The sequence below is a fragment of the Streptomyces sp. CLCI03 genome, from assembly GCF_053615355.1.
The window spans coordinates 7,667,466-7,692,296 of the sequence record NZ_CM132132.1 but is presented as its reverse complement, the minus strand read 5'-3'; the positions used below and the strand labels follow the sequence as shown (position 1 = coordinate 7,692,296).

Annotated in this window: 25 protein-coding genes and 2 pseudogenes; 10 read left to right on the top strand and 17 right to left on the bottom strand. The window is 71.2% G+C overall.

What is annotated here, in order from left to right:
- Positions 1-147: 147 nt before the first annotated feature.
- Entirely contained in the window at positions 148-495 is a 348-nt protein-coding gene (locus tag ACWG52_RS35485; protein WP_389806811.1) for an STAS domain-containing protein, read from the top strand.
- Complete coding sequence (locus tag ACWG52_RS35480; RefSeq protein ID WP_389806812.1) at positions 492-902, top strand: ATP-binding protein; 411 nt, start codon at positions 492-494, stop codon at positions 900-902. The genes ACWG52_RS35485 and ACWG52_RS35480 overlap by 4 nt, the downstream gene beginning before the upstream one ends.
- 15 nt (positions 903-917) lie before the next feature.
- Here the strand turns inward: ACWG52_RS35480 and ACWG52_RS35475 are convergent, their stop codons facing one another.
- From ACWG52_RS35475 to ACWG52_RS35445, 7 genes are all read right to left on the bottom strand, one after another.
- Positions 918-2,186, bottom strand: a complete 1,269-nt coding sequence (locus ACWG52_RS35475; protein ID WP_389806813.1) for a phospholipase D-like domain-containing protein — start codon at positions 2,184-2,186, stop codon at positions 918-920.
- A 153-nt stretch (positions 2,187-2,339) separates the two neighbouring features.
- Positions 2,340-2,708, bottom strand: a complete 369-nt coding sequence (locus tag ACWG52_RS35470; RefSeq protein WP_453127014.1) for an STAS domain-containing protein — start codon at positions 2,706-2,708, stop codon at positions 2,340-2,342.
- A gap of 58 nt (positions 2,709-2,766) precedes the next feature.
- Positions 2,767-3,219, bottom strand: a complete 453-nt coding sequence (locus ACWG52_RS35465; protein WP_389806909.1) for a response regulator — start codon at positions 3,217-3,219, stop codon at positions 2,767-2,769.
- Positions 3,220-3,221: 2 nt separating this feature from the next.
- Positions 3,222-4,919 (bottom strand): sensor histidine kinase, encoded by a 1,698-nt coding sequence (locus ACWG52_RS35460; RefSeq protein WP_390168127.1) that lies wholly within the window; start codon positions 4,917-4,919, stop codon positions 3,222-3,224.
- Positions 4,901-6,193: a PP2C family protein-serine/threonine phosphatase gene (locus tag ACWG52_RS35455; RefSeq protein ID WP_389806816.1), complete on the bottom strand. Its 1,293-nt coding sequence runs from the start codon at positions 6,191-6,193 to the stop codon at positions 4,901-4,903. Before ACWG52_RS35455 ends, ACWG52_RS35460 begins: the two co-directional genes overlap by 19 nt.
- Before the next feature lie 193 nt (positions 6,194-6,386).
- Entirely contained in the window at positions 6,387-6,944 is a 558-nt protein-coding gene (locus ACWG52_RS35450; protein ID WP_389806817.1) for a MarR family winged helix-turn-helix transcriptional regulator, read from the bottom strand.
- A gap of 45 nt (positions 6,945-6,989) precedes the next feature.
- Positions 6,990-8,159 carry a PP2C family protein-serine/threonine phosphatase gene (locus ACWG52_RS35445; protein ID WP_389806818.1) on the bottom strand — a complete coding sequence of 390 codons (1,170 nt, stop codon included), beginning with the start codon at positions 8,157-8,159 and terminating at the stop codon, positions 6,990-6,992.
- A 101-nt stretch (positions 8,160-8,260) separates the two neighbouring features.
- Between ACWG52_RS35445 and ACWG52_RS35440 the strand changes: the two genes are divergently transcribed.
- On the top strand, positions 8,261-8,761 hold the full coding sequence (locus ACWG52_RS35440; RefSeq protein WP_389806819.1) for a MarR family winged helix-turn-helix transcriptional regulator: 501 nt from the start codon (positions 8,261-8,263) through the stop codon (positions 8,759-8,761).
- Between the two features lie 121 nt (positions 8,762-8,882).
- On the top strand, positions 8,883-11,288 hold the full coding sequence (locus tag ACWG52_RS35435) for a bifunctional serine/threonine-protein kinase/ABC transporter substrate-binding protein (protein WP_389806820.1): 2,406 nt from the start codon (positions 8,883-8,885) through the stop codon (positions 11,286-11,288).
- A gap of 383 nt (positions 11,289-11,671) precedes the next feature.
- On the opposite strand, the gene ACWG52_RS35430 is transcribed toward ACWG52_RS35435, so the two are convergent.
- The 4 genes from ACWG52_RS35430 to ACWG52_RS35415 all read right to left on the bottom strand — a co-directional run bounded on the left by ACWG52_RS35430 (position 11,672) and on the right by ACWG52_RS35415 (position 15,009).
- Positions 11,672-12,322, bottom strand: a complete 651-nt coding sequence (locus tag ACWG52_RS35430; RefSeq protein ID WP_389806821.1) for a fasciclin domain-containing protein — start codon at positions 12,320-12,322, stop codon at positions 11,672-11,674.
- Between the two features lie 114 nt (positions 12,323-12,436).
- Entirely contained in the window at positions 12,437-14,038 is a 1,602-nt protein-coding gene (locus tag ACWG52_RS35425) for a molybdopterin-dependent oxidoreductase (RefSeq protein ID WP_389806822.1), read from the bottom strand.
- 145 nt (positions 14,039-14,183) lie between these two features.
- A complete protein-coding gene (locus ACWG52_RS35420) occupies positions 14,184-14,423 on the bottom strand; it encodes a chaplin (RefSeq protein WP_033221208.1) in 240 nt (79 codons plus the stop codon).
- A gap of 343 nt (positions 14,424-14,766) precedes the next feature.
- Complete coding sequence (locus tag ACWG52_RS35415) at positions 14,767-15,009, bottom strand: hypothetical protein (protein ID WP_389806823.1); 243 nt, start codon at positions 15,007-15,009, stop codon at positions 14,767-14,769.
- Positions 15,010-15,107: 98 nt separating this feature from the next.
- Between ACWG52_RS35415 and ACWG52_RS35410 the strand changes: the two genes are divergently transcribed.
- On the top strand, positions 15,108-15,479 hold the full coding sequence (locus tag ACWG52_RS35410; protein ID WP_389806824.1) for a VOC family protein: 372 nt from the start codon (positions 15,108-15,110) through the stop codon (positions 15,477-15,479).
- Positions 15,480-15,886: 407 nt separating this feature from the next.
- A pseudogene (locus ACWG52_RS35405) lies at positions 15,887-16,183 on the top strand (transposase family protein); the annotation flags it as partial.
- Between the two features lie 82 nt (positions 16,184-16,265).
- Here the strand turns inward: ACWG52_RS35405 and ACWG52_RS35400 are convergent.
- Positions 16,266-16,808 (bottom strand): SMI1/KNR4 family protein, encoded by a 543-nt coding sequence (locus ACWG52_RS35400; protein ID WP_453127010.1) that lies wholly within the window; start codon positions 16,806-16,808, stop codon positions 16,266-16,268.
- 188 nt (positions 16,809-16,996) lie between these two features.
- Here ACWG52_RS35400 and ACWG52_RS35395 point away from each other — a divergent pair, with 188 nt between their 5' ends.
- Together ACWG52_RS35395 and ACWG52_RS35390 are read left to right on the top strand one after the other, a co-directional pair.
- Entirely contained in the window at positions 16,997-17,677 is a 681-nt protein-coding gene (locus tag ACWG52_RS35395) for a hypothetical protein (RefSeq protein WP_390137261.1), read from the top strand.
- Between the two features lie 283 nt (positions 17,678-17,960).
- Positions 17,961-18,431: a VOC family protein gene (locus tag ACWG52_RS35390; protein WP_389806827.1), complete on the top strand. Its 471-nt coding sequence runs from the start codon at positions 17,961-17,963 to the stop codon at positions 18,429-18,431.
- Positions 18,432-18,504: 73 nt separating this feature from the next.
- On the opposite strand, the gene ACWG52_RS35385 is transcribed toward ACWG52_RS35390, so the two are convergent.
- The 4 genes from ACWG52_RS35385 to ACWG52_RS35370 all read right to left on the bottom strand — a co-directional run bounded on the left by ACWG52_RS35385 (position 18,505) and on the right by ACWG52_RS35370 (position 20,701).
- Positions 18,505-18,996 (bottom strand): hypothetical protein, encoded by a 492-nt coding sequence (locus tag ACWG52_RS35385; protein ID WP_390168122.1) that lies wholly within the window; start codon positions 18,994-18,996, stop codon positions 18,505-18,507.
- A gap of 307 nt (positions 18,997-19,303) precedes the next feature.
- Positions 19,304-19,501, bottom strand: coding sequence for a CsbD family protein (locus ACWG52_RS35380; protein ID WP_389806829.1), 198 nt, complete (start codon positions 19,499-19,501; stop codon positions 19,304-19,306).
- Positions 19,502-19,763: 262 nt separating this feature from the next.
- On the bottom strand, positions 19,764-20,225 hold the full coding sequence (locus tag ACWG52_RS35375; RefSeq protein ID WP_389806830.1) for a DUF5709 domain-containing protein: 462 nt from the start codon (positions 20,223-20,225) through the stop codon (positions 19,764-19,766).
- 161 nt (positions 20,226-20,386) lie between these two features.
- The gene (locus ACWG52_RS35370; RefSeq protein ID WP_453127007.1) at positions 20,387-20,701 is read right to left on the bottom strand and encodes a hypothetical protein; all 315 of its coding nucleotides are present in this window, start codon (positions 20,699-20,701) and stop codon (positions 20,387-20,389) included.
- 367 nt (positions 20,702-21,068) lie between these two features.
- Here ACWG52_RS35370 and ACWG52_RS35365 point away from each other — a divergent pair, with 367 nt between their 5' ends.
- Positions 21,069-21,425 carry a hypothetical protein gene (locus ACWG52_RS35365; RefSeq protein ID WP_389806831.1) on the top strand — a complete coding sequence of 119 codons (357 nt, stop codon included), beginning with the start codon at positions 21,069-21,071 and terminating at the stop codon, positions 21,423-21,425.
- An 83-nt stretch (positions 21,426-21,508) separates the two neighbouring features.
- Here the strand turns inward: ACWG52_RS35365 and ACWG52_RS35360 are convergent.
- Positions 21,509-21,860 (bottom strand): annotated as a pseudogene (locus ACWG52_RS35360) (iron-containing redox enzyme family protein); the annotation flags it as partial.
- A 360-nt stretch (positions 21,861-22,220) separates the two neighbouring features.
- Between ACWG52_RS35360 and rph the strand changes: the two are divergent.
- The gene (rph, locus tag ACWG52_RS35355; RefSeq protein WP_453127005.1) at positions 22,221-24,830 is read left to right on the top strand and encodes a rifamycin-inactivating phosphotransferase; all 2,610 of its coding nucleotides are present in this window, start codon (positions 22,221-22,223) and stop codon (positions 24,828-24,830) included.
- The last annotated feature ends 1 nt before the right edge of the window (position 24,831 follow it).

Genomic DNA, 24,831 nt, shown 5'->3' with positions numbered 1-24,831 from the left:
CCATCCTCCATCCACCGCGCCCGCCGCAACCGGGCCCTCGTACGACAGAGTGACGAGACGTCATCCGCGCGGGTGGCGGGGGCGGGTCGCGGGCGCCCGGGAGGGACTCCGTGGCTTCCCCGGCCCCGCGTGTAGGAGGATGTCGGGGTGAGCGGAGAAGAAGCGGTCGTCACGACGACCATCGACCGAGGCGTAGCACTCGTCAGCCTGCGCGGTGAGATCGACGAGGACCACGCGCCCGCCCTGGCCCGAGCCCTCGCGGCAGCGGCGGCGGGCGGCCTCGCGCTCACGGTCGTGGACCTCTCCCGTACGCGGTTCGCGGACTCCTCCGTCCTGCACGCTCTGTTCGACGCCCGGCGGGCCCACCGGGCCGCGGGAGTGGGCCTGGTCCTCGCCGGTCCCCTGCAGGCGGCGGTGCGGCGGCTGTTCGAGGTCACCGGGGCCGCCTCCGCCTTCCGCATGGCGGACTGTCCGGAGGCAGCGATGAAGCCATGAACACCTCACCCGCCCCCGAAGACTTCCCGAGCCCGGACGAGCGGCGGCCGGGTCGCCCGCCGGAATCCGCGGCCGCCGCCCGCGCACGGGTCTGCGAGGTGCTGCGGCTGGCCGGCGTCGGTCTCGACAGCGTCACCGCGGCGGACGCCTTGCTGGTCACCTCGGAACTCGTCACCAACGCGATCCGCCACGGCGGCGGCGTCACCGCTTTCCGGGCCGACATCGCCGATGACGTCCTGCTCCTGTCCATCGGCGACGCGGACCCCAGGCTGCCCGCCCCTCGTACCGGTACGGTCGAGCGCCCGGGCGGGTACGGCTGGCCGCTGGTCCAGCGCCTCGCCGAGCGGGTGGACTGCCGTACGCACCCGAACGGCAAGACGATCAGCACCGTTCTGCGCCTGGCCTGACGGGCCGGCGGCCCGTCACAGGAAGCGGCGCAGCGGGCGCACCGCCAGCTCCTGGGCGCGGTGCAGGGGGGAGCGCCGCTTCCAGCGCCCCGCGGCGATCCGCGTGCAGTCCCCCAGGTCCTGGTCGTAGTGCTCGTCCAGGGTCCGGGTGACGTCAGGGTCCATCACGGCGAGCATGACCTCCTCGTCGTGGTCGAGGGAGCGGCGGTTGAAGTTCGACGAGCCGATGAGGGAGACCACCCCGTCCATCGTCATGATCTTGGCGTGCATCATCGTCGGCTGGTACTCGTGGATGTGCACGCCGGCGGCGATGAGCGCCTCGTAGTGGTGCCGGCCCGCGAGTTGGCACACCCGCTTGTCGGTGTGCGGCCCGGGCAGCAGGATCTCGACGGTGACACCCCTGCGGGCGGCGGCGCCGAGCAGGTCGACGAAGAAGTCGTCGGGAGCGAAGTAGGCGGTCGCCAGGCGCACGCGCTCCTCGGCCGATTCGAGGATCACCCGCATCAGGGTCTGCATGTCCTGCCAGCCGAAGGCGGCCGAGCCGCGCACCACCTGGACGACGGCGGAGCCGGCGGGCTCATGGGGCACGAAGCGGTCGCGCGCGTCGAAGAGTTCGGGGTGGCACTCGGCCCAGTTCTGGGCGAAGGCCGCCGCGATCCCGTCGACGGCGGGCCCGCGAACCTCGGCGTGCGTGTCGCGCCATTCGCGCGGGCCGCGGGCGTCGCCGCACCATTCCTCCGCGATGCCCACGCCGCCGGTGAAGGCGATGCGCTCGTCGACGACGAGGACCTTGCGGTGGCAGCGGTGGTTCTGCTTGAGCGGGGAGAGGAAGGCGGGTCTGCGGAACCACGCGATGTCGACGCCGGCCTCGTCCATCAGGTCCAGCAGGTCCTGTTCGATGAGGCGGCTGCCGAAGCCGTCGAGGAGCAGCCGCACCCGGACGCCTTCTCGTGCCCGCTCGGCGAGGGCCTCGGCGAACCGGCGGGCGATGGCGCCCTTCCAGTAGACGAAGGTCATCATGTCGATCGTGTGGCGGGCCGAGCCGATGGCGTCGAGCATCGCCGTGAAGATCTCGTCGCCGTTGCGCAGGGGGCGTACGGAGTTCCCCTCGGTCGCGGCGATGCCGATCAGCCGTTCCAGTCGACGGCGGATGCGGTGGATGCGCTCGTCGGCCGAGGTGGCGGTGGGGGTGGGCCCGGGCCTGGGGGACCGTGCGGTGCGGTCGGATCCGGCGGCGACGGGTCGTATCCCGGCGACTTCGGTGTCGGTGACGTCTGATGTCATGGAGGGCTCCTCGGGCCGGGCGCTGCGCGCCGTGGCTGCGGCCCGCTCGGGTGGGACCCGTGGCGGAACCGATGGTTGTCGGATGCCCTTCTGGCCGGGATCGCCGCTCTCAAACGCCGGCGGTCGCCCTTCGCCTCCGCTCCGTGGGGTCGGTCAGCCGCTGCGGGGTGGGACGACCATGGTCGTCGCCTCGGCCACATCGGGCGCGGTGGCGAACGCCACGTCGGCCCCGGTGATCTCCAGGATCCGCGCCATGCGGGGCGGTACGGTCCCCGCCAGGACCACCGGTCGCTCCAAGGCGGGTTGCAGCAGGACGCTGAGCGCGGTCGAGTCGATGAAGGTCACCTCGGCGACGTCCAGGACGAACCGGGCGACACCCGATGCCCGGGGGTCCATGGCGAGCCGCAGATCGACCAGGTTGTCCATGTCGAACTCACCCGCCATCACGACGATGCGCACATCCCCTTCCGATCGCGTCTCGACGTGACTGCGTGCCTCGGCTTCGTTCGTGTCCCAGCTCATGGCAGTCTTCCCCACATTCCTTCGTGCGCTCGCGGCTCGTCGCCTGTGTGTCCGGGTTTCACCGTGTACGGGGCAGCTTGACGACGGTGATGAAGAAGTCGTCGATCTGCTGGATCGCCCTGACGAACTGGTCGAGGTCCACCGGCTTCGTCACGTAGGCGTTCGCGTGCAGCTTGTAGCTGCGCAGGATGTCCTCCTCGGCGGCCGAAGTGGTGAGCACGACCACCGGGATGGTGCTCAACTCCGGGTCCTTCTTGATCTGTTCGAGCACCTGCCGACCGTCGTACTTGGGCAGGTTCAGGTCGAGCAGGATCAGGTCGGGGCGGGGCGCGTTCGCGTGCTCGCCCCGGCGGTAGAGGAAGTCCAGCGCCTCCAGGCCGTCGCGCACCACGTGCAGCACGTTCCCGATCTTGTTGTCCTCGAAGGCCTCGCGGGTCATCAGCTCGTCGCCCGCGTCGTCCTCGACGAGCAGGACCTCGGCGGGGGCGACCTGAGAGCGGTCGGTGGGCATGCTCATCGGTGGTTTCCTTCGGTGGGTACGGGGAGTGGCGCGCCGTCCGCGCCGGATGCGGCTTCCACATCGTGCGCGTTGTCCGCATTGTCCACGGTGTCCGCGGCGACGGGCAGGGTGAAGACGATCCGGGTGCCCTCGGTGTGGGCGGTGTCGATCCGGATGTGACCACCCGCGTGCTCGACGATCTTCTTGCAGAGCGAGAGGCCGATTCCCGTTCCGCCGTACGTCTCCCGGGCGTGCAGCCGTTGGAAGATGACGAAGACCTTCTCGGCGAACTCGGCCGGAACACCGATGCCGTTGTCCGTGACGGCGAAGGTCCGGAAGCCCGGTTCCGCGGCGGGATCGTCGACCTCCGTGACCTCGACGCGCGGAACGCGGTCGGGCGAGCGGAACTTGACGGCGTTGCCGATCAGGTTCTGCCAGAGCATCGTCAGGAGCGTGGGGTCGCCCACCACGTCCGGGAGCCGCTCGGGCCGGGTGACCTCGGCGCCGCTCTCCTCCACAGCGGTGGCCAGGTTGCGCAACGCCCGGTCCAGGGCGCCGTCGAGCGCGACCGTCTCGCGCGCGTCCTGGACCCGCCCCACCCGGGAGAAGGCCAGCAGGTCGTTGATGAGGACCTGCATGCGCTTGGCGCCGTCCACGGCGAAGTTGATGTACTGGGCACCGCGGGCGTCGAGCTGGTCCCCGTAGCGCTTCTCCAGCAGCTGGCAGAAGGAGGCCACCTTGCGCAGCGGTTCCTGGAGGTCGTGCGAGGCCACGTACGCGAACTGCTCCAGCTCGGCGTTGGAGCGGCGCAGCTCCGCCGCCTGCGCGTCCAGTACGGCGGCCGTCCGGTCGAGGCGCTCGGCGGTGCGCCGGGACGCGTTCAGCTCGGCGACGGTCCGGTGCCGCATGGCTTCCACAGCGCTCGCCAGGGCCCGTAGGTCGGCGGGGCCCCGCAAGGGGATCTCCTCCTCGAAGGCTCCGTCCGCGACGCGCTGCGAGGCGGTCCGCACCAGGCCCAACGGCCTCAGCACGCCCACGTGGAGCAGCACCGCGAGAGCGCCGCCGGCCAGCAGGAAGGCCACGACGATGGCCAGGAGGATGTGGTCGCGCTGGGTGCGCGCCTCGCCGAAGGTGGTGCGTGCTTCGGACTGGACGCGGTCCAGGCGTGCTTGTTGCGCCGCGATCCGCCGACGGACCTCGTCGAAGCGGTCCTTGCCGGCCTGGAGCGAGGGTGGGGGGCTGCCGCTGTCCACGGAGGAGATGGCGGGGATCGCGAACTCGTCGCGCCAGACCCGCGCGGCCTCCTCCACGGCCGCCAGGTCCCCGCGTACCCCGGCCTCGCCGTCGAGGACGGTCGCCAGGCGCTCGGTGGCCTTGCGCTCGTTGACCAGGCCGCGTTCGTACGGCTCCAGCAGGGCGCGTTCGTCGGCCAGCAGATAGCCGCGGACGCCCGTCTCCTGGTCGAGGAGGGCCGTCTCCAGGCGGAGCGCGTCCCGCTGGGCGGGGAGGATCCCGTCGACGAGGCGGTTTCCGGCCGTGGTCGTGTGCGACAGGAGGGCGGCCCCGACGGCGCCCGTGCCGACGACCATGAGGGCCAGCACGGCCAGCACGGTGGTCAGCCAGCCCTGCAGACTGAGGGCGCGGCGGTCCGGGGCCCGCACTCGGGAGTTCGCTGCCTGTGGTGCGGGGGAGGTCACGTGGGGGTGTTCCATTCGAGGTGGAGTACGGCGACGTCGTCGGCCAGGCCGCCCCAGTCCGCGGCGAGGCCCTGCGCCGCGTGGATGAGGGAGTCGACGAAGGGTTCGGCGGGCAGGTCGGTGTGCTTGCGGGCGATCTCCAGGAGACCGGCTTCGTCGAGGCGGTCGGAGCCGGGTCCGATGCGCCCTTCGATCAGTCCGTCGGTGAACAGCATCACGGCGCCGCCGGCTTCCACCGGGACCTCGGTGACGGGCCAGCCCGCGCCCCATCCGGGCAGGATCCCCAGCGCGGGCCCGCCGGGCACCGTCCGCAGTTCCACGCCGGCCGCGGAGCGGACCAGGAAGCCGGGGTGCCCCGCACGCTGCACGGAGACGGCGCGGCTGCCGGGAGCGCGGGTGAGGGAGACCAGGGTGGCGAAGATCTCCGGGCCGGACCGCTCCGCCAGCAGGATCTGCTCCAGCAGCCCGAGCAGTTCGGCGTCGCGGGCCCCGGCCATCACGAAGGATCGCCAGGCCACGCGCAGACACACGCCGAGCGCCGCCTCGCTCGGACCGTGGCCGGACACGTCTCCCACGACGGCGTGCGTGGACCCGTCGGAGGTCTGGACGACGTCGTAGAAGTCCCCGCCCAGCAGGGTCTGGGCGCGTCCGGGGTGGTAGCGGGCGCAGACGGTGACGGCGTCGGCCGGGTCGTCCCGCAGCAGCGGCGTCGGCAGCAGACCGCGTTCGAGGCGCGCGTTCTCCTCGGCCCGGAGCCGGCCGGCTTCCAGGGCGACCGCCGCGAGTTCGGTTCGCTTGCGCTGGATCGCGTACCGGATGGCCCGCATGAAGACGTCGGGCTCCAGACGCCCCTTGACCAGGTAGTCCTGTGCCCCGGCGGCGACGGCGCCCAACCCCGCCCGTTCCTCCGACAGCCCGGTCAGAACGACCACGGCGGCCTCGGCGGACACGGCGAGGACCTTCTTCAGGCCGTCCAGACCCTGGGCGTCGGGCAGGTTCAGGTCGAGCAGGACGCACTCGGGGGCTTCGGCCGCCAGCATGTCCAGGGCCTCGGCGAGGGAGGCGGCGCGGCCGAGGCGGACATCGATCCCGCTGTCCTCCACGAGCTCCTCGACGAGCACGGCGTCGCCCTCGTCGTCCTCGATGAGCAGGACGTACGGCGGTACGCCGTTCCACAGGGCCAGGGAATCGTCCGGTTCCGCGGCGGAGGCCTGTCGGGGGTGCGCCGCCTGCTGAGATGGCGTGCGGGGCGCTGGGGGTCGGGCCCCCAGCCCGAGAGTGCTCGCCATGGCGTCGCGTCTGTCCCTTCTTCACCGCTGGAGGCGGACGCCCGACGGACGCCTGGTTGCGTGAGGCAAGCGTAGAATGATCATTTGCCGTAAGGCAATGTTTTACGAACTCAATGATTGTGCCGTACGGGCGGACGGGGATCTGACCCCGCCCCGGGAACGGCTCGTTTCAAGCGCTGTTTCAGGCGCTGTTTCAGGCCGTGTCCGCGATCCGCTCGATCGTCCGTGCCGGACCGGTGTCTCCGGGTGAGCCGGCGCCCTCGACCTGATCGTCGGAGGCGTCCACGGGGCGACCGGACGGCAGCAGGCCGTCGGCGGCCTCTCGGAATGCCGCCAGACCTGACACCAGCGCGTCCACCGCTTCCGGTGCCATCCGGGCGAGGACCGCCGAGAACGCCCGGGCCCGGATCGCCCGCCGCTCCTCCAGCAGGGCCCGCCCCCGGGGCGTGAGGCGCAGCTCCACCTCGCGCCGGCTGCTCGGGTGCGGCGAGCGGGTCAGCAGCCCCAGGGCCTCCAGCCGGTCGCAGAGCCGGGTGACGGACGGCGGGCGGGAGCCGAGCACGTCACCCAGGGCCCGCAGATTGACGCCCTCGGCTCCCTCGACCGCGATCAGCGCCCGCAGCTGCGACGGGGAAACGGCCGGATCCGCGCCGTCCTGGCCGTGGGCGTGCAGTACCGCGAGGAGCTCCGCCGCGGCGCCGAGGGCCGCGGCCGGGTCCTCGTGCGCACCGGGTCGACCGGGACGGGGCATACCACCACTGTGCCACCGTCCCGTTCGGCCGGCGCCGAGACACCCCTACTCCGTGCCGGGTCGACCGTGCCAGTCGAGACAGACGACCATGGCGTCGTCCGCGGCTTCGATGCCGCCCCGGTGCGCGGCCAGCTCCTCCAGCAAGGCCCGGGGCACCTGCGAGGACGGCAGCAGTCTGGTGTTCATCACGGCCCGGGCCAGCGCGTGCAGGCTGTAGGGATCACCGGCCGGGGACAGGACGTCGTAGACGCCGTCGCTCAGGAAGAACAACCGGTCCCCCGGCAGGACGCGGAAGCGCTGGACGGTGTAGACGGTGTCCTCGAACATGCCGAGCGGCAGCTGGGCTTCGAGTACGACCTGCTCCACCACTCCCCCGCGCAGGCGCCACAGCCGGGGCGATCCGGCGTCGATGACCTCGACCTCGCCGGTGTCCAGGCTGAAGCGGAGCAGCAGCACCGCCAGGTGCAGCCGTCCCTGGTACTGGCCGTACAGGGCCTGGTCCGCCAGGGAGGCCTGATCGGCGAGGTCGAGGCCGGACCGTCGGGCGTTGCGCAGGGCGCTGACGGCGAGGCTGGTCAGCAGGGCCGCGTCGATGCCCTCGCCCATGCCGTTGTTGACGGTCAACGTCAGGTGGTCGGCGGAGGCCGACCAGTCGAAGCAGTCACCGAAGATTCCGTACGCGGGCTCCAGCTGACCGCCGAGGTCGTACTCGGGCCGGGAGCAGGAGCGTCCGGGCAGGAGCTGCCACTGCATCTCGGCGGCCAGAGTGAGCCGTCTGGCCCGTCGGGCCATGAGGAAGAGGTCGGTGTCACGGTCGGCTACGAGGATCTCGTGGGCCAGGGCGTCCGCCACGTCCCGCAACGGGCCGAGGAGTCCGGGACCGTACGCGCCCGCCGCGTAGCGCACGCTCAGAACTCCCAGGCGGTCGCCGCGCACGCTGACCGGGAGGTGGACGGTGACTCCGTCCTCCTCGGTCACCACGTGCGGCTCCTGCGCACCGAAGGCCCGGCCCTCGGGACCGTTGTACGCCGACACGGACTCCGCGGTGAAGGGGTGCGCGGTGACGGGTTGGAGCCGGGCCGAGGCGTAGTCCGCCATCAGCAGCTCGGCGCTCCGTGCCCCGTGCTCGCGGGACAGGACGTCGCGGACCGTCTCGAACAGCCTGTGCGGGGCCGCGTCCCGCAGCGCGCGCTCCACTGCGTTGCCTTCAGTCACCGGTCCGGTACCTGCCTCTTTCGTCGACTGTCAAAATGGGGGCCCAGAAGCCGCCGGTTCGCCGGCGAAGGGCAGTTCGTGGGCCCGGTAGGGAGTGTCACATGAGCAAGCGGGAGAGCGGCTCCAGGCGACCCGTACGGTCGGCGGTGGCGGAAATGAGTGAGCTGATCGAGCTGTTGGAAGTGGTCTGGGAGCGGGGCCGCGACACGGTCAGTGCCCCTCCGGTCTCCTCCGCCCAGGCCAGGGTGCTGTTCCTGGTCGACGGGAACGGGGGAATGAACCTGAGGGAACTCGGCAGGCTCTTGGAGGCGGCCCCGCCGTCGGTCACCCGGCTCTGCGACCGCCTGCAGGCCGTCGGATTCCTCGAACGGCACCCCGGATCCGACGACCGGCGCGAGGTGCTCCTCCAGTTGACGGCCGCCGGCCGGACGTACCTCGAACGCCTGCGCGCGCGGAGGCAGGAGGCACTGGCCACGGCGATGGCCGCGATGCAGCCGGCCTCCCGTGCCGCGCTGGCGGTCGGGCTGGCCGACTTCTGCACGGCGGTCGGCACCCCCCTGAGACTGCCGGCCCAGGAAGCCCTCACTCACCGGAGCGCCTGACGCCGGGCGGGGGCGGGCGGGCGGGGAGCCGCGCCGCGAGGGCCGGGACCTCGTCCCCACAAGCGTGATCAAGCCATGGTTTCCGTCACCCGACCGGCTCATCAGGATCTAGAGTGTGCGCGTGACCGAGCAGAATCCCGAACTCATCGCCGGCCGATACCAACTGGTCGAACGCATCGGACAGGGCGGCATGGGCCGGGTCTGGCGCGGCCTTGACCAGCAACTCTTCGGGCGCGAGGTCGCCGTCAAGGAGATTCTCTTCCCGCCGGGCATAGAGGACGGCGACCGCGCCGCGCTGTTGCGGCGGTTCACCGGCGAGGCCCGCGCGGCGGTCACTCTCAGCCACCCGGGAATCATCACCATCCACGATGTCGTGGAGCATCACGGGGCCCCCGTCATCGTCATGGAGTTGGTCCGCGGGGAGTCCCTGGCGGCCGCGATCCGCAGCCGGGGCCGGCTGCCCGTGCAGCGGGTGGCCGAGATCGGCGCGGCGATGCTCGACGCGCTGGCCGAGGCTCACGCGGCGCGGATCATCCATCGGGACATCAAGCCGGACAACGTGCTCCTGACCAAGGACCGCGTCGTCCTCACCGACTTCGGCATCGCGCACCTCGCGGACGCCACGACCAAGCTGAGCCACAGCGGGATCGTCATCGGCACGCCTCAGTACATGCCGCCGGAGCAGCTCGAAGGCAAGCGCCCGACTCCCGCCAACGATCTGTGGGCGCTCGGCGCCACCCTCTACCACGCCGTCGAGGGACACCCGCCGTTCGACGTGGAGGGCCTCCACGCCCTCGCCGTGGCCGTCTTCACCCGCCCGCATCTGCCGCCGGTCCACGCGGGACCGCTGGCGCCCGTGCTGGACGCCCTCCTCACGAAGGATCCGGCGCAGCGCGTGGACGCCGCGGAGGCGGCGCGGATGCTGGCTTCGGTGCTGCGCCCCTCGACGCCCCCGGCCGACGCGTCCACCGGGCCGGGAGCGGGACACGAGACCGCGCCGACTCCCCCACCGGATCCGCGGGTGACCCCGGCTCCGGAAGCGGCGGCGGAGCCGACGCCCCACACCCCCACGGTCCTGGACTCCGACACCGCCTCCGACACCGACTCCGGATCCGCCGCCGACAGCCCGCGGCGCCCCGTACCGGACCGGCCGACGGTCCCGCCCGTCCCCGCACCCGTAGCCGTACCCCCGGCCGGGGACCCCGGCACGCTCGCAACGCCGGCCACGGCCGAGCACGACGAGGGAACGTCGACCCGTCCGCGCGCCCTGCCCAGGCGAGCCGTGGTCCTGGGCGCGGCACTGGCCGTACTGGCCACGGGCTCCGTCCTGACCTGGAGCCTGAGCCGTGACGATGACGCGCCCCGCGGCGGCGGGACGGCCGGCAACGGCGCGTCGGGGTCCGCCGTCACCGTGGTGATCGGCGTGGACGCGCCGCTCAGCGGCGGGTTGTCCGCGATGGGCCTCGGTGTCAAGAACTCCGCCGACCTGGCGGCGAGGACCGCCAACGAAACCGGGCACGTCCCCGGCGTGCGCTTCGAGATCAAGGCCCTGGACGACGGCGCCGATCCCGCCAAGGGTGAGGCCAACGCCGCCCGATTCGTGTCCGACGAGAAGGTGCTGGGCGTCGTCGGCCCCGTCAACTCCGGTGTCGCCAAGACGCTGGTGGCACCGCTCGCCCGGGCGAACATGGCCGTGGTGTCCCCGAGCAACACCGACCCCGTGCTGACGCTGGGCCCGGACTGGGCCGCGGGTACCGCCTCCCGCCCCTACTCCACCTACTTCCGCACCATCGGCACGGATGTCGTCCAGGGGCCGTTCGCCGCCCGGTACCTGCACGGCACCGCGAAGAAGACCAAGGTCTACGTGGTGGACGACGCGAGCGCCCACGGCACCGCCCTCACCTCCGGCTTCACGCCCGAGTTCGCGAAGCTCGGCGGGGCGGTCGTCGGTACCGAGCAGGTCGATCCAGCGGAACGCGCCTTCGCGGGCCTCGCCACGAGGGTGCGGTCCTCGGGAGCCGACGCCGTCTACTTCGGCGGTTACTACGACACCGCGGCCGTCCTCTCCCAGCAGTTGAAGCAGGCCGGGGTCGGCGTCCCGCTGATGGGCGGCGACGGCATCTACGACGTGCAGTACCTCACGACGAACCCGAAGGCCGAGGGCGACCTCGCGACCAACATCGGTGTCGCCGCGGAGGAATCGGCGGCCGGCCAGGACTTCCTCACCCGGTACCGGAAGGCGGACTATCCGGAGGCCGCCGGTTGGTACGGTCCCTACGCCTACGACGCGACCTGGACCCTGATCGAGGCCGTGAAGGCGGTCGTGACGGCCAACGGCGGCACCCTTCCCCCCGCCCCCGACACCCGGGCGAAGGTTCCGCAGGCCGTGACAGGGGTCGCCTTCGACGGTGTCACGGGCCGCGTCGCCTTCGACGGGAACGGCGACACGCTCGACCGCCGGCTCACCGTGTACTCGGTGAAGGACGGCAGGTGGGCCATGGTGACGAGCGGGACCGCCGCCCGCTGACGCAAGCCGCACCGGCGACCACGACGGCGGCCAAGGCGTGGAGGGACACGGGGACCACCGCCGCTCCCGGCAGGCGGCAGGCCGCGCGACGGCCTGCGGGGACCGTTCCATCGCACCCCCGTTCCGCCTTGATCGCACCACCGGATACCGTGCACGGTCTCGGTCGTAGCCGGCTGTGTCCGACCGTCCGCGTCCTGTCGACAACCTGCCGTGGTGACCTCACGGCCAGGACGGCGGTGTCGTCGTCGGCCCCGGCGCCTGGGACGTAGCGGGCCGGGAGCGCCGCGCTACGGGCCTCGCCCCGGTCACCGCGTGCGGTGGCCGGGGCATCCGGTGTTCGGTGGTGGGAGTGCCGCGGCCGTGCGGCTACTCGGGCATCAGGGCTACTTGGGCATCAGCACGGTGTCGACGATGTAGACCGTGGCGTTGGCCGTGGGGACATTGCCGCAGACCACGGTGGAGGCGTCGTTGACCTTGTAGGACTCTCCGGAGCCGGCCGTGGTGATCCTGCCCTTCTCCAGGGTCTCGAAGGAGCCGTTCTCCAGCTGCTTCGGGGTGAGCTTCTGGCCGACGACGTGGTAGGTCAGGATCTTGGTCAGCTGCTCCTTGTCGGCGAGGACCTTGTCGAGGTCGGCCTTCGGGATCTTCGCGAAGGCGTCGTTGGTGGGGGCGAAGACGGTGATGTCCTTGGCGTTGTTGAGGGTGTCGACGAGGCCGGCCTGCTTGACGGCCGCGACGAGGGTCGACAGGGCCGGGTTGTTCGAGGCGGCCGTGGCCACCGGGTCCTTGGCCATGCCGTCGAAGGAACCTGCCCCCTCCTTGGGCACACCCGCGCAGGCGGTGCCGAAGGGCTTGTCCATCGCGGTCGCGGGCTCGGACGAGCCCGCGGCCGGGTCGGATCCGTCCGCGCTCGCCGAGGCGGCGGGCGCGGCGTCCGAGGACTTGCCGTCCTCGGAGCAGGCGGTCAGTGCGAAGGGCAGCACGGCTGCGGTGGCGACGGCGAGGGCGGTACGACGGAAACGAAGGGCGTTCATGGTTTTCTCCATGGCGAATCGAGGTGTGTCGAGGGAAGAAAAATGGAGGAAAGGGACTTTTCGGGCCGTGCAGATGGGTCGGATGGTCCGGGTGGGTGAGGTGGTCCGGCTGGGTCAGGTGGCGGTGACGAAGACGCTGTGCCGTCCGCTGGCCCCGTCGGGGATGGTCCGGGCGCGCTGCTCGGTCTGCACCTGGCCGGTGCCGTCGGTCGCGCGCACGGTGAGGTTGTGGCCTCCGGGTGTCGTCTTCCAGGGGAAGGACCACTGGCGCCACGTGTCGGTGGTGGCCTGCTCGGCGAGCTCGGCCTCCTGCCAGGGGCCGTCGTCCACTCGGACCTCGACCCGCTGGATGCCACGGTGTTGGGCCCAGGCGACACCGGCGACCGTCACCGTGCCGGCGGTGGTCCGGGCGAACGGTTTGGGGGTGTCGATGCGGGCCTGGGTCTTGATGGGGGCCCTGCGGGCCCACCCGCGCTTGACCCAGTAAGGGTCGTAGGAGTCGAAGGTGGTCAACTCGATGTCCTGGATCCACTTGCAGGCCGAGACGTACCCGTACAGTCCCGGTACGACCATCCGTACGGGAAAGCCGTGGTCGAACGGCAGCGGTTCGCCGTTCATGCCCAGGGCGAGCAGCGCGTCCCGGCCGTCCATGACGTCCTCCACGGGTGAGCCCAGCGTCATGCCGTCGACGGAACGGGCCACCAACTGGTCCGCCCGGCCACCCCGGGACGGGGGTGTGACGCCCGCCTCTGCGAGAAGGTCCGCGAGGCGGACCCCCAGCCATCGGGCGCTGCCGACGTACGGGCCTCCCACTTCGTTGGACACGCAGGTCAGGGTGATGTCGCGTTCGATCAACGGCCGTCCGAGCAACTCCTGGTAGGTGTAGGTGCGCGGGCGGGTGACACCCTTGCCGTGGATCCGCAACCGCCAGGTGCCCGTGTCCACCTTGGGCACCACGAGTGCGGTGTCCACCCGGTAGAAGTCCTTGTTCGGGGTGGTGAAGGCGCTGAGACCGGGAATGCGGAGCGCGGCGCGGGACGGGATGTCAGCGGCCGGGGACGCGGGAGCGGGGAGGGTGACGGCCGCTCGTGAGGCGGCGGCGCCCTGGCCGGAGCGTCCGGTCAGGGTCCGGCCGAGCACCCCGGCTCCGGTGGCGGCGACCGCCGTGACACCGGCGCCGATCAGGAAGCCCCGCCGATTCCATCCGGAGGTCTCCCCGGCGGGCTCTGCGGCGCCGTCCCCCGGCGCCACGGGTGCAGCGGTCAGGAATCCGACGAGCAGGTAGAGAGCGGAGGCGCCCGCCACGGCTCCGAGCAGCGAGGGCAGTACGTCGCCCACACCCCCCGAGTCGGGCCGGGTGAGCGCCGCGACCGCGCCGACCGCGCCGACCGCGAGCACGCCGGCCGCTCCCGTACGCCGGTGCCGCAGGGCGAACAGGCCCAGCAGCGCCGCCAACACCCCGATGGTGGCCAGGATCCCCCACCGGAGGACCAACTTGTCGCTCTCGCCGAAGGTCCGGATCGCGTAGTCCTTCAGCCAGGCCGGTGTCCGGTCGATGGCGGCTCCACCGACCACGGTGACCGGCCCGGCCTGAGGCCGCACGAGGGAGGCGACCAGCTCGCCCACGGCCAGGGCCGTGAATCCGGCGAGCAGTCCGCTCGTCGCGGCGAGTGCGCCGCGTTCGATGGTCCTTCGATCGATCCTCACGCTGGGCATTCGGCACCCTCCGCACCCCGGATGGGTCACCTCACCCGATCAAGTGAAGATCGGTTTCTTGCTGACGCGTGGGTGGCCGGGCCCGGGCGGCCCGAAGGCCGGTCCTCCGCCGACAAGCGAGGACCGGCCTTCGGGGTGGCGCAGGTCAGGCGTTGACGCAGGTGTTGCCGAAGGCCGGGTTGAGCAGCCCGATGACGCTGACGGAGTTCCCGCACGCGTTGACCGGGATGTGGATCGGGACCTGGATCAGGTTGCCCGACAGCACCCCCGGCGACCCGATGGCAGCCCCCTGGGCCCCGGCGTCCGCCGAGGCCATCGACGCACCCCCGACCACGACGGCCCCGGCGGCCAGGACGAGAGCGGCGTTCTTCAGAACACGCGACATGAAGAGATCTCCTCGATCGGTACTCGACGGCATCCCCGGTACGGAGTTGCCGCGCGGCCCGGTGACCGGCCCGCACGCCCCATTCGTCGTCACGCGGGTTCCGGCTCGGTCTCGCGAGCGGTGTTCCCCCGAAGGGATGATCCATGGGCCACTCGGATCGAACACCCGAGCCTCCCCGGTCCGGGTGAGCGGTCAGGAAGGGCGCTTCCGCCCGTGGTCGTCCAGGCTGTACGCCCCGCCCCTCGCCGCCCGGCGGTCGCCGCCACCGGCGAGGCACCGGCCCTCGCCCCCGGAGGAGTTCGAGGGGCTGCCACAGCTTCCCGCCCCCTGGAGGCCGGCGAACTCACGCTGTGGCGGTGGGGGGTCGGTATCCGCGTCGGCAGCGCGTCGCCCAGGAGCCGGCGGGCCGAAGGCGTTCACCGCTCGCGCGCGCGACGACCAGGTTGCCGTCCTCGAAGCCGATCCGGTCGCCGACCGCCAAGAAGCGGGGGCGTTCCAGTTCGAAGGCGTATCCGTCGTCGGTTTGGAGTTCGTTCATGAGCACCGCGCGCGAGGCGGCGGTGGTCCCATCGGCGATCAGACGCATGTGGGAATGGTCCCACACGGCCGCTCGGCTCGTACGTCAACCGTGGTCCGGGCCCCTGCTGTTCGGCCCGCTCGCGGGCCAGTGGCAGAGTGAGCCGGATGATCGGACACCTGTACACCGTTGTCATCGACTGCCCCGACCCTGATGAACTCGCCGGTTTCTACGAGAAGCTGCTGTCGCTCACACGGCAGGACGACACCGGCGACTTCGTCGTGCTCCAGAACGCGGCGGGCACCCCGGTGGTCCTCTTCCAGCGGGTGGAGGACTATCGCGCGCCGCGGTGGACGGATCCCGAGCGTCCTCAGCAGATCCACCTCGACGTGATGGTCGCGAACCTCGATACGGCCGAGGCCCAGGTGCTCGCCCTCGGCGCGAAGCTGCTGGACGGTTCGGACAAGCCGATCGGATACCGCGTCTACGAGGACCCCGTCGGCCACCCCTTCTGCCTGATCACCCCCGAGGGAGCCTGACCCGCCCTTCGAGGTCCGGCGTCGACATCGACTCGAACCGGGTCGCTGACGGCCGGTTCGTGATCCACTACCTCTGGGCCACCGGGATGGGCCGAGAGCCGGTCGGGGTGAGCCACCTTCAAGGAGTGACGCTCGGCGGTGCTGGGGGCCCATACGTCCACGCCTCCGGGAGAGGGCCGGAAGACCCGGCGCCGGTCGGGCGGGGCGAGGGTGACCGCGATGCGGGCATCGGTCCGCGCCCGGCTCGGGGCGTGCGTCCCACTCCGCGGTGATCACCCACAGCCGTTCGTCCGCAGCGGGCCGGCGCGGTGTCAGATGCGATGCGTCGCACAGCGGTTGGCATTCGTCGTGGGCGTACTCGGGGGATCCCGACAACACGGCGAGGTGCCGTGGTCGGCGCCGCGCGGCCGCCCCATCGGCGTGCCCTCGTGGGCCTGGTCCACCGCCGCCGGCACGACACGCTCGCGCAGATCTCCGCCGGCTTCGGCATGTCCGTCGGCACCGCCCACGCCCACGTCACGGCTGTCGTCCAGCACCTGTCCGGCCGGGCCCCCAACCTCCTGCGGGTCCTGCGCGAGGCCGATCCGGACTGCGTCCTGCTCGACGGGACGCTCGCCGAGTGCGACGGTGTCGGCGACAGCCGGGCCGGCCTCTCCCGGAAGCAGCGCCGTCACGGAGTGAACGTGCAGGTCGTGGCCTCACCGCCCCGCTCCGTAACCGGACAATGAGCAGTGCCCCCGGTCGTTCTTCGGTTCCGGGGGCACTTCCGTTCACGGCCTCGGGGCCTCACGACCAGACAAGTCGCCCTTCGGCAACGGAACAGACCGGATAGTCCCCCGCACCGATCCTCGTCAGCATCTCCGCCACGGAGTCGAAGTAGTCAGCCAATGACGCGTACTCGCCGGTGACCGTGGGCGTACCCACGAACCATCTGCCGATACGGCCGTCCCTCGCGTCGATGAACTGTCCCATCCAGCCGTCCCGGTCCGACTGGAACGGGATCCACTCCTCGCGCCATTCGTCCCCACCGGACAAGGGGTGATTCGTGTAGAGCCTCTCCATCGCCCGGATGCCCAGAAAGAAGCTCCCCTCGTCCGGGAACCCGGCGTAACCGCAGCAGGCCACGTCGTCGTCCACATCGGCCTCGGGAAGATCCAGGTTGTTCCGCAGCAGCCACGCCCGCAGTTCCTGAGGCCATGAGACACCCATGCGCTCCTCGGCGGCCGCGAGCATCCGCTCCGGGGCCGGGCCGGGCAGTTCCGCGTGATCGGCAGGAGCATGCTCCCGGAGGAGATTCATTACGCGGGACCAGCTCTCCAGCACACTCATTCCCCGCTGCCCCTCTCTGCACGGATTCGCTATGCCACTCGACGGGCTCACCTACTGTAGTTCGAACACCTCCCTCACGGCGCGGGAGCCCTGTGCGTTGCGGTCCTCAACCTGGCTCGACCCGAGTCACCCGATCAGTGGCCACTCTGAAAAGGCTCACTGTCAGGGCTCGGACATAGGGTCCGGGCATGAATCTCCAGCATCCCGTCCCCGGCGCCGAGGGCCCGGACGACGCCGCCTACCTCCCCCGGCTCGACATGCGGCTCGTGCCGGCCAGTACCCCCATATCGGCGCCCGTCGCGAAACTGGGCGGCGAACCCGTCTGGCTGGATGAGCCCAGCTGGCCGGTGTCCCCCAGGACAGGAATCCCACTGGACTTCATCGGCCAGTTCCCCGTTCCGGGCGAGCCCGGCGAGCAGCCGCGGATGGCCTACCTCTTCCTCTCGTACGAAGATTACGAGACAGGCGGCATGGACGTGGACGACGCAGAAGCTGTACTCCTCGTGCAGCCGGGCGGCCGGATCCCCGGCTTCGCCCTCATCGGACCTCCCGGAACGACGGGGCGCTGCCTGTGGGCCTTCGATTCGGAGGAGGAGAGGGTGCCCGTCGAGTTCCGCATCGAGTTCCGACCGGTGGGAGACGAACTGGAAGCAGAGCTGGAAGAGGACGGTGTCCTCCCCGTCGACCACTACATCGGTGGGCGGGCGGCTTACCCCGACTGGTCGGGGTACGAGGCACCCTGGCGCTTCTTCTTCAAACTCGACCACGGGGACGGCGACCCGTACTTCCTCAACTTCGCAGACGGTGGCGGCTATGCCTACCTCAGCCCGGATCGACTCGAAGGCCGCTTCAAGTGGGAGGCGGCCTGAGGGCTGTCCCGTTACTGCGGGGGCGTCAGGCCCGCCCCGGCTTCGTGGACGTCAGAGGAAGAGAAGTTCGACGTCGTTCGCGCGGCTCGCGCCGGCTGCCGCCGGAACGCTGCGAAGCCGCCGTAGGACCGGCCGACGTCGGGGCTGCTGGTGTCTCCGTCTCCTGGGAACAGAGTCAGCCCCATCTCGTTCTCCCTCAGATCGTCGAACAGGCAAAGGATCGGCCGGCCCTGCCCAGGGCGATGCGGAGATCATTTACGGGACGACCCTTAGCATGCGACGCATGGCCATCAAACTTGAGAACGTCGGCATCGCCGTTCGCGACCTCGAAGCAACGGTCTCCTTCTTCACCGACCTCGGCCTCACGGTCGTGGGCCGTGACACGGTCAGTGGTGAGTGGACCGACACGGCCGTCGGTCTTGATGGCAATCACGCCAAGATCGCGATGCTCCAGACCCCGGACGGTCACGGTCGCCTCGAACTCTTCGAGTACATCCACCCCGAAGCGATCGAGACACCGCCCACCCTTCCCCACGAGATCGGCATGCATCGCGTCGCCTTCTCGGTCGACGACATCGACCAGGCCTTGGAGACGGCCGCACGGCACGGATGCCATCCACTGCGCGGTGTGGCGACCTACGAGGACGTCTACAAGCTGACGTACCTCCGCGGCCCCAGCGGCATCCTCGTGATGCTCGCCCAGGAGCTGAAGAAGGATGCCCCGTCGCGCGACGCTGCCGCCGGCGAGGGCTGAACGAGCACCCGGCGCGCTCGGTGGATCGGCGCGGGCGTCGGCCGGGCCGCCGAGCGACCCGGCCTTCAACGGATCAGGCGTGGACCGAAACCCATTCGGTGCACTTGCGCTCGCTGCCCTTCGCGATGCACCCGCGCAGCTTGTACGCGTGGCCCTCGGGCAGGTTGCCGGAGACGACCTTCATGTAGATCGCCTTGTGGCCACGCGTGGAAGCGATGCGCCCGGTGCTCAGTTCGGCCTCGACGGCCCACCCGTCGGGGCTGATGTCCTTGGCGATCAGGGAGTCGCCCGGAATGTTGGGCGCGGGCTGCGGATCGGCGTTCCAGCGGGCGAAGCCCATGTCGTGGCCGTCCGTGGGGCTGACGAGGTTCATCGTGAACGACCCGTCCCCCGACCTCGCGGCAACGCCCGAGACCCCGGTCCTGGACAGGGTGAAGTCGATGTGTGCCGAGAGGTCGCCCACCTCATCCGCGCCGGCGGTCGCGGCGCCGGCCGTGAAGGCCACGCCGACGAAAAGGGCGGTCGAACCGAGGACCGCTCCGATGCGCTTGTGTATCGAACCCATGATTTCCTTTGTTCCCGCGCGCGACGGCACGCCGCCGCGCGCACGCTCTCCCGCCGGCCTCGAACATCGCCGACGGTCGGTCAACACCACTGTAACCAGAGCTTGTTGGAAAGCTACTGGCGGGTATCGATCGAACCGCCGTACTCGCCGAGCGACTTCGGCGGCGCCCAGGAACAAGGGGGGCGGGCCCCGGGAACATCGGCCGACGCTCGACGCCGACCGCGACAAGGGGCGGCCCCACGACGCCGAGGCGCCGGGGGCCGATCCTGCTTCGCCCGCGAGCCAGGTGGGTGCTCGCGGGGCGACGTCAGGCCCTGTCGCGCTTGTCGCGCAGGGAGTCCTGGATTCCGCGGGCGCGCTCCTCGGCCTCGCTCAGGGCTTCCTTCGTCTTGCCCTTGGCCTGGTCCATCTTGCCCTCGGTCTTCATCCGGTCATTGCCGGTGACCTTGCCGACGGCCTCCTTGGCCTTGCCCTTGGCCTGATCCATCTTGCCCTTGTCCGCCATGGTGAACTCCTTGGTGTAGGAAATCCTGACGGGCCCCAAACTAGGCCGAAACAGACAAACGTGCGCGGCGAGATCGGCGGTCACGCAGGTCTTCGAGCCTCGGCCTCTGGGCCGCACGCGTGAACATCGGCGCGTCGCGGTCACCGCGGAGCCCGGGTCGCGGATCGGGCCGTTCGGCCCGGCCGGCAACGACCTCGGTTCCGACGGGCCGTCTGCCCGGTCGTCGTTGTCCCATGCGCGGGAGTTCGCCACCGCCCTCCTTCTAGGCCGTCTCTTCCTCGGGTTCCTCGATGAGATGCATGGCGGCTTCCTCGGCCGAGGCCGCCCCCGCGTCGATCCCCACGTCGCGCGCGAGGACGGAGTTCCCGTGGGGCGAGGAGGTGGCAGCGGCCAGCCGTCCGGCGCGCGGGCCGCCCGCCTGCGCGTCCATGGGCTCGCCCTCGCCGTCCACCAGGTCCCCGATGCCGTCCCCCGCGGTGGGTTCTCCGTCGGGCTCTTCCCTGGCGAGGCGCTCGTCGAGGCTCTCCCCCCGGCGTTGCGCTTCACCCGTGGTGTCGTCCCCATGCCTCGTGTAGGGCCGCTCGGGCGGCGAGTATCCCTGGTCGAGCACGGCGTCCGTGCCGGGCTCGCCGAGGCTGTCGTCCATGTCGGGCTGCAGTTCGGAGGGCTCGTCCTCCGGCTGAGGCTGGTAGACGTCGTCGCCGCGGGCACTGGTCTCGCTCATGATCCGTCCTCCTGCTCGTCCCTCTCGTCGCGGTAGCCGTCGGAAGCACCGCCTGCACTGCTGCCCCTCCCCAACGTACGACGATCACGCGGATCAGCGGCATCCTGGCCTTCTCGGACCCGCTGTCCTCCTGCCCGCGACGGCCCGGCGAGCACGCCGGATCAGTCGGATTCGCTCGCGAGGCGCAGGGCGAGGTCCTGCAGGATCTCCTGTGCCGACGCCGGCGACCCCGTTTGGTCGAAGGCGTCCGCGACCGCCTCGAATGCGAGCACGAAGCCGCTGATCAGGGCACTGAGCGGGCCGGACAGCTGATCCAGCACGGCGGACCCGACCTCCGCCGCATCGGCTTCCGCCGGCACCAGGAACTCCGCCGGTGTCACCTCGCCGAGCAGGGAGGAGACGTAGTCCGCGCCGATCCCGCTCCGCACACCGGTCAGTGCCGCGATGGCCTTCAGCTTGATCTCGTTGTCGGTCATCCCGCGAGCGTACGGCGGAGCTCCCCGCGGGAACCGCCGGCGTACCGCGAGCCCGAAAACCAGGCCCGGCCCGGCCTGGCCTGGCTGGCAGGGCAGGGCTCAGGGCCCGGCCAGGGCGCTCTCCGCGCGTGTCTCGACCGTGCGTGGCCGGGTAGGCGTCCGGGGAAAGCGCAGGACACCACCCTGGGCCGGCGCGCAGGAGGTGCGCGGACGAGGAGGACGACCGGACCCGATGGCAGCAGGCGGTCCGCCGACCGCCCCGGCGGGCGTCTTCCGCACGTTCGGCCGTTCGTGCGCATGCAACCGCACGGTCAGGGCACGTGGCCGGTACACAAACAGTTGCGGTTCGTGTAGCGAAGGAGTGTCCGTGCTGCCCATCAAGGTGACCGACGACGGAGTACTGATCGTCCGGCTGCAGGCCGACCTCGACATCGGCCGTCGGGCCGCGACGACGTGGACGCTCGACGGCCTCCTGACAGCCCACCGGTCCACGCCCGTGGTGCTCGAACTGTCCGACGCCGCACTGAGTCCGGCGGCCATGAGCATCGTCGTCAGGGCGGACCGCATGTGCCGCGAGGCAGGCACGGCGGCTGCCGTGGTCACCTCCTGCGCGCAAGCCCGTCGCACCCTCGGGACGGATGCCGGAGCGCCCGCGCCGGACGTCCACGCCACCGTTCCCCTGGCCGTCGCCGCCCTCGCCGCCACGGTCGGTTCGGTGGCGTAGCGGGCGGTCCCGGAGGTCCGCGTCGGCGTGGGTCGGTCCGTCACCGACTCCGCCCATGGGCGGGCTCCCCGAGGAGCCTCCCGTCACGCCTGCGGCGGCAACGGGCCGCGCAGCGCGCTGCGGCCGTGGTCCCAGTTCTCGCGGACGTGGTGTGCGAGGCGGTCCTCCAGGAGGACGGTCGCCGAGCATCCGAAGGCGACCTCCGCCTCCAGGTCCGGCCTCGCAGCGCCGCACGGCCTCGGCCATGCGCCGGGACCCGGGTGAGGACGTGACCTCCACACACAAGAAGTGGCCGACGAGGGCCCCGCGCAACGCCCGGTGCAGGCCGAAGAGCGACATCTGGTCCACGGTCGCGAGCAGCGGCGCCGGCGCTCGGTCCAGGTAGCGTCCGTAGGTGGGATTCAGGCCGAGGTGGGCCATGAGGTCCGCGAAGACCGCGCGTGGCGGGGCGGGTGCGGACGGCCGCAGGGGCCGGGCCGAGGAGGGCTCCGGTGAACCGGGCCGGCGAGGTCCGTCGCCAGGGCAGGAGTTACCACCTCCCGCCACTCTCAAGCTATAGCGCATGGGGGGGCTTGCCACAAGACCCGGGGCACGGCGGAGAATCCTCGACCGAGGCCACAACCTGCGGAAATGGGGCTACGACGTGCGTGTGTCGCTGTCGACGCGTGAGGGACGCGGTGACGTCGAACCAAGGATGAATACGTGCTCGACAAGAGCTTCGACAGAACGGGAGGGGCCGGTGGTGCGATCGGTCGCCACAGGACGACGGAACACCGCCACCACGGAGGTATCGCAGTGATCGAGCAGTACGTGAGGGACCTGCGACAGGTCGACCCGACACGGGTCGCGGTCGTCGGCGGCAAGGGCGCGCACCTCGGCGCACTGTCGCGGATCGACGGCGTCCACGTACCGGACGGCTTTTGCGTGACGACGGACGCCTTCCGCCGGATCATGGCGGGGGCGCCGTCGATCGACGACCAGCTCGATCAGTTGTCGCGCGTGGACCCCGACGACCGGGTCGCGGTCCGGACGCTCAGCGAGCGGATCCGCCGGACCATCGAGGAGGTCGTCGTCCCGGACGATGTCGTCTCCGCGATCATCGGCGCGCTCGCCCGGTTCGGGGAGCAGGCCGCCTACGCCGTCCGGTCCAGCGCGACGGCGGAGGACCTGCCGACGGCCTCCTTCGCCGGCCAGCAGGACACCTACCTGAACGTCGTGGGGCCGGCGGCGATCCTCCGGCACATCAGCCGGTGTTGGGCCTCGCTGTTCACCGAGCGGGCCGTGACCTACCGCCGACGCGGTGGCATCGACCACCGTACGGTCCTCATGGCCGTGGTCGTGCAGCGGATGGTCTTCCCGCAGGCGTCCGGCATCCTGTTCACGGCCGACCCCGTCACGGGCGACCGCAAGGTCGCCACCGTGGACGCGGGCTTCGGCCTCGGCGAGGCCCTGGTCTCCGGCCTGGTGAACCCGGACGTGTTCCGGGTGCGCGACGGCGAGGTCGTCGCCAGGACGATCGCCGCCAAGGAGCGTGCCGTGCACGCTGTACCGGCCGGAGGTACGCGGGAGGTGGCGGTCGACGCCCGGCAGCAGGAGCGGCCCGCGCTGACTGATGCTCAGGCCGTGAGCCTCGCAGCGCTGGGGCGGCGGATCGAAGCGCACTTCGGCCGCCCGCAGGACATCGAATGGTGCCTGGTCGACGGCGACTTCCGGATCGTTCAGAGCCGGCCGATCACGACGCTGTTCCCCATCCCGGAGGTGGGCGACGAGGAGAACCACGTCTACGTCTCCGTCGGCCACGGGCAGATGATGACCGACCCCATGAAGCCCTTGGGGTACTCCATGTGGCAGCTGACGGCCATGGTGCCGATGCACGAGGCCGGCGGGAGGCTGTTCGTCGACGTCACCCGGCGCCTGGCCTCGCCCGCGAGCCGCGCCGGTCTCCTCGACGCCCTGGGGAAGGGCGATCCGTTGGTCAGGGACGCTCTGGAGACCGTCCTAAAGCGAGAGGACTTCGTCCCCTCGCTCCCGGACGCCGGTCCCGCCGGACCGCCGGCGGGGACGCCGGCCGGCGGCGCGCCCACCCCGATCGCGACCGATCCGGCCATCGTCACCGAACTGATCGAGCGCAGCCGGGCGTCCGTCGCCGCTCTGGAGCGCGACATCCGGACGAAGACCGGACCGGAGCTGTTCGACTTCCTGCTGGAGGCCTTCGAGGAGCACAAGCGGGTGCTCGGCGATCCGCTGAGCATGCAGGCGATCATGGCGGGCATGGAGGCCACCTGGTGGCTCAACGACACGTTGCAGGAGTGGCTGGGCGAGAAGAACGCGGCTGACACGCTGACTCTGTCCGCTCCCGACAACGTCACGTCGGAGATGGGGCTGGCGCTGCTCGACGTCGCGGACGTCGTCCGCCCGCTACCGGAGGTGCTGGCGTTCCTGCGGGAGGTCCAAGGCGAGGACTTCCTGGAGGAGTTGGCGAAGGTCGCGGGCGGCAGCGAGGCGCGCGACGCCATCGAGGCCTACCTCGACCGGTACGGCATGCGCTGCGTCGGGGAGATCGACATCACGAGGCCGCGTTGGCGCGAACGCCCCGCCACGCTGGTGCCCGTACTCCTGGACCACGTCAGGATCTTCGAACCGGGCGCCGCCGAGCGGCGCTTCGAGGAAGGACGGCTGAAGGCGCAGCAGAAGGAGCAGGACGTACTGTCGCGCCTGCGCGCCCTGCCGGACGGGGATCGGAAGGCCGACGAGACCCGGCGGATGATCGAGCGGGTCAGAACCTTCATCGGATACCGGGAGTACCCGAAGTACGGCATCATCGGCCGCTACTTCGTCTACAAGCAGGCCCTGTTGAAGGAAGCCGAACGTCTCGTGCGGGCGGGTGTGCTGCCCGAGCGGGAGGACTGCTTCTACCTGACGTTCCAGGAATTCCGTGACGTCGTACGGTCGCACCGGGTGGACGACGGGCTGATCCAGCGGCGCAAGGAGGCGTTCCGCTCCTACCACGAGCTCACCCCGCCCCGGGTGCTCACCTCGGACGGTGAGGCCCTGAGCGGGGCGTACCGGCGCGAGGACGCGCCGGCCGGGGCCCTGGTCGGCCTGCCGGTCTCCGCCGGGACCGTGGAGGGGAGGGCTCGTGTCGTCCTCGACATGGCGGAGGCCGATCTCGAAGCGGGAGACATCCTGGTCACGACGTTCACCGACCCCAGCTGGTCACCGCTGTTCGTCGGGATCGCCGGTCTGGTGACGGAGGTGGGCGGCCTGATGACCCATGGCGCGGTGATCGCCCGGGAGTACGGCCTGCCGGCCGTGGTGGGCGTGGAGCGGGCCACCTCGCTGATCCGGGACGGGCAGCGGATCCGTGTGCACGGAACCGACGGGTACGTCGAGATCCTGTCCTGAC

What these genes read in the sequence shown, in the direction of transcription:
- ACWG52_RS35430 (WP_389806821.1), bottom strand. Translation starts at nt 12,322, where the DNA reads ATGAACGCCCTTCGTTTCCGTCGTACCGCCCTCGCCGTCGCCACCGCA.
- ACWG52_RS35410 (WP_389806824.1), top strand. Translation starts at nt 15,108, where the DNA reads ATGATCGGACACCTGTACACCGTTGTCATCGACTGCCCCGACCCTGAT.
- ACWG52_RS35470 (WP_453127014.1), bottom strand. Translation starts at nt 2,708, where the DNA reads ATGAGCTGGGACACGAACGAAGCCGAGGCACGCAGTCACGTCGAGACG.
- ACWG52_RS35400 (WP_453127010.1), bottom strand. Translation starts at nt 16,808, where the DNA reads ATGAGTGTGCTGGAGAGCTGGTCCCGCGTAATGAATCTCCTCCGGGAG.
- ACWG52_RS35455 (WP_389806816.1), bottom strand. Translation starts at nt 6,193, where the DNA reads ATGGCGAGCACTCTCGGGCTGGGGGCCCGACCCCCAGCGCCCCGCACG.
- ACWG52_RS35475 (WP_389806813.1), bottom strand. Translation starts at nt 2,186, where the DNA reads ATGACATCAGACGTCACCGACACCGAAGTCGCCGGGATACGACCCGTC.
- ACWG52_RS35425 (WP_389806822.1), bottom strand. Translation starts at nt 14,038, where the DNA reads ATGCCCAGCGTGAGGATCGATCGAAGGACCATCGAACGCGGCGCACTC.
- ACWG52_RS35460 (WP_390168127.1), bottom strand. Translation starts at nt 4,919, where the DNA reads ATGGAACACCCCCACGTGACCTCCCCCGCACCACAGGCAGCGAACTCC.
- ACWG52_RS35370 (WP_453127007.1), bottom strand. Translation starts at nt 20,701, where the DNA reads ATGACCGACAACGAGATCAAGCTGAAGGCCATCGCGGCACTGACCGGT.
- ACWG52_RS35480 (WP_389806812.1), top strand. Translation starts at nt 492, where the DNA reads ATGAACACCTCACCCGCCCCCGAAGACTTCCCGAGCCCGGACGAGCGG.
- ACWG52_RS35390 (WP_389806827.1), top strand. Translation starts at nt 17,961, where the DNA reads ATGGCCATCAAACTTGAGAACGTCGGCATCGCCGTTCGCGACCTCGAA.
- ACWG52_RS35385 (WP_390168122.1), bottom strand. Translation starts at nt 18,996, where the DNA reads ATGGGTTCGATACACAAGCGCATCGGAGCGGTCCTCGGTTCGACCGCC.
- ACWG52_RS35395 (WP_390137261.1), top strand. Translation starts at nt 16,997, where the DNA reads ATGAATCTCCAGCATCCCGTCCCCGGCGCCGAGGGCCCGGACGACGCC.
- ACWG52_RS35380 (WP_389806829.1), bottom strand. Translation starts at nt 19,501, where the DNA reads ATGGCGGACAAGGGCAAGATGGATCAGGCCAAGGGCAAGGCCAAGGAG.
- ACWG52_RS35415 (WP_389806823.1), bottom strand. Translation starts at nt 15,009, where the DNA reads ATGCGTCTGATCGCCGATGGGACCACCGCCGCCTCGCGCGCGGTGCTC.
- ACWG52_RS35440 (WP_389806819.1), top strand. Translation starts at nt 8,261, where the DNA reads ATGAGCAAGCGGGAGAGCGGCTCCAGGCGACCCGTACGGTCGGCGGTG.
- ACWG52_RS35450 (WP_389806817.1), bottom strand. Translation starts at nt 6,944, where the DNA reads ATGCCCCGTCCCGGTCGACCCGGTGCGCACGAGGACCCGGCCGCGGCC.
- ACWG52_RS35375 (WP_389806830.1), bottom strand. Translation starts at nt 20,225, where the DNA reads ATGAGCGAGACCAGTGCCCGCGGCGACGACGTCTACCAGCCTCAGCCG.
- ACWG52_RS35420 (WP_033221208.1), bottom strand. Translation starts at nt 14,423, where the DNA reads ATGTCGCGTGTTCTGAAGAACGCCGCTCTCGTCCTGGCCGCCGGGGCC.
- ACWG52_RS35465 (WP_389806909.1), bottom strand. Translation starts at nt 3,219, where the DNA reads ATGCCCACCGACCGCTCTCAGGTCGCCCCCGCCGAGGTCCTGCTCGTC.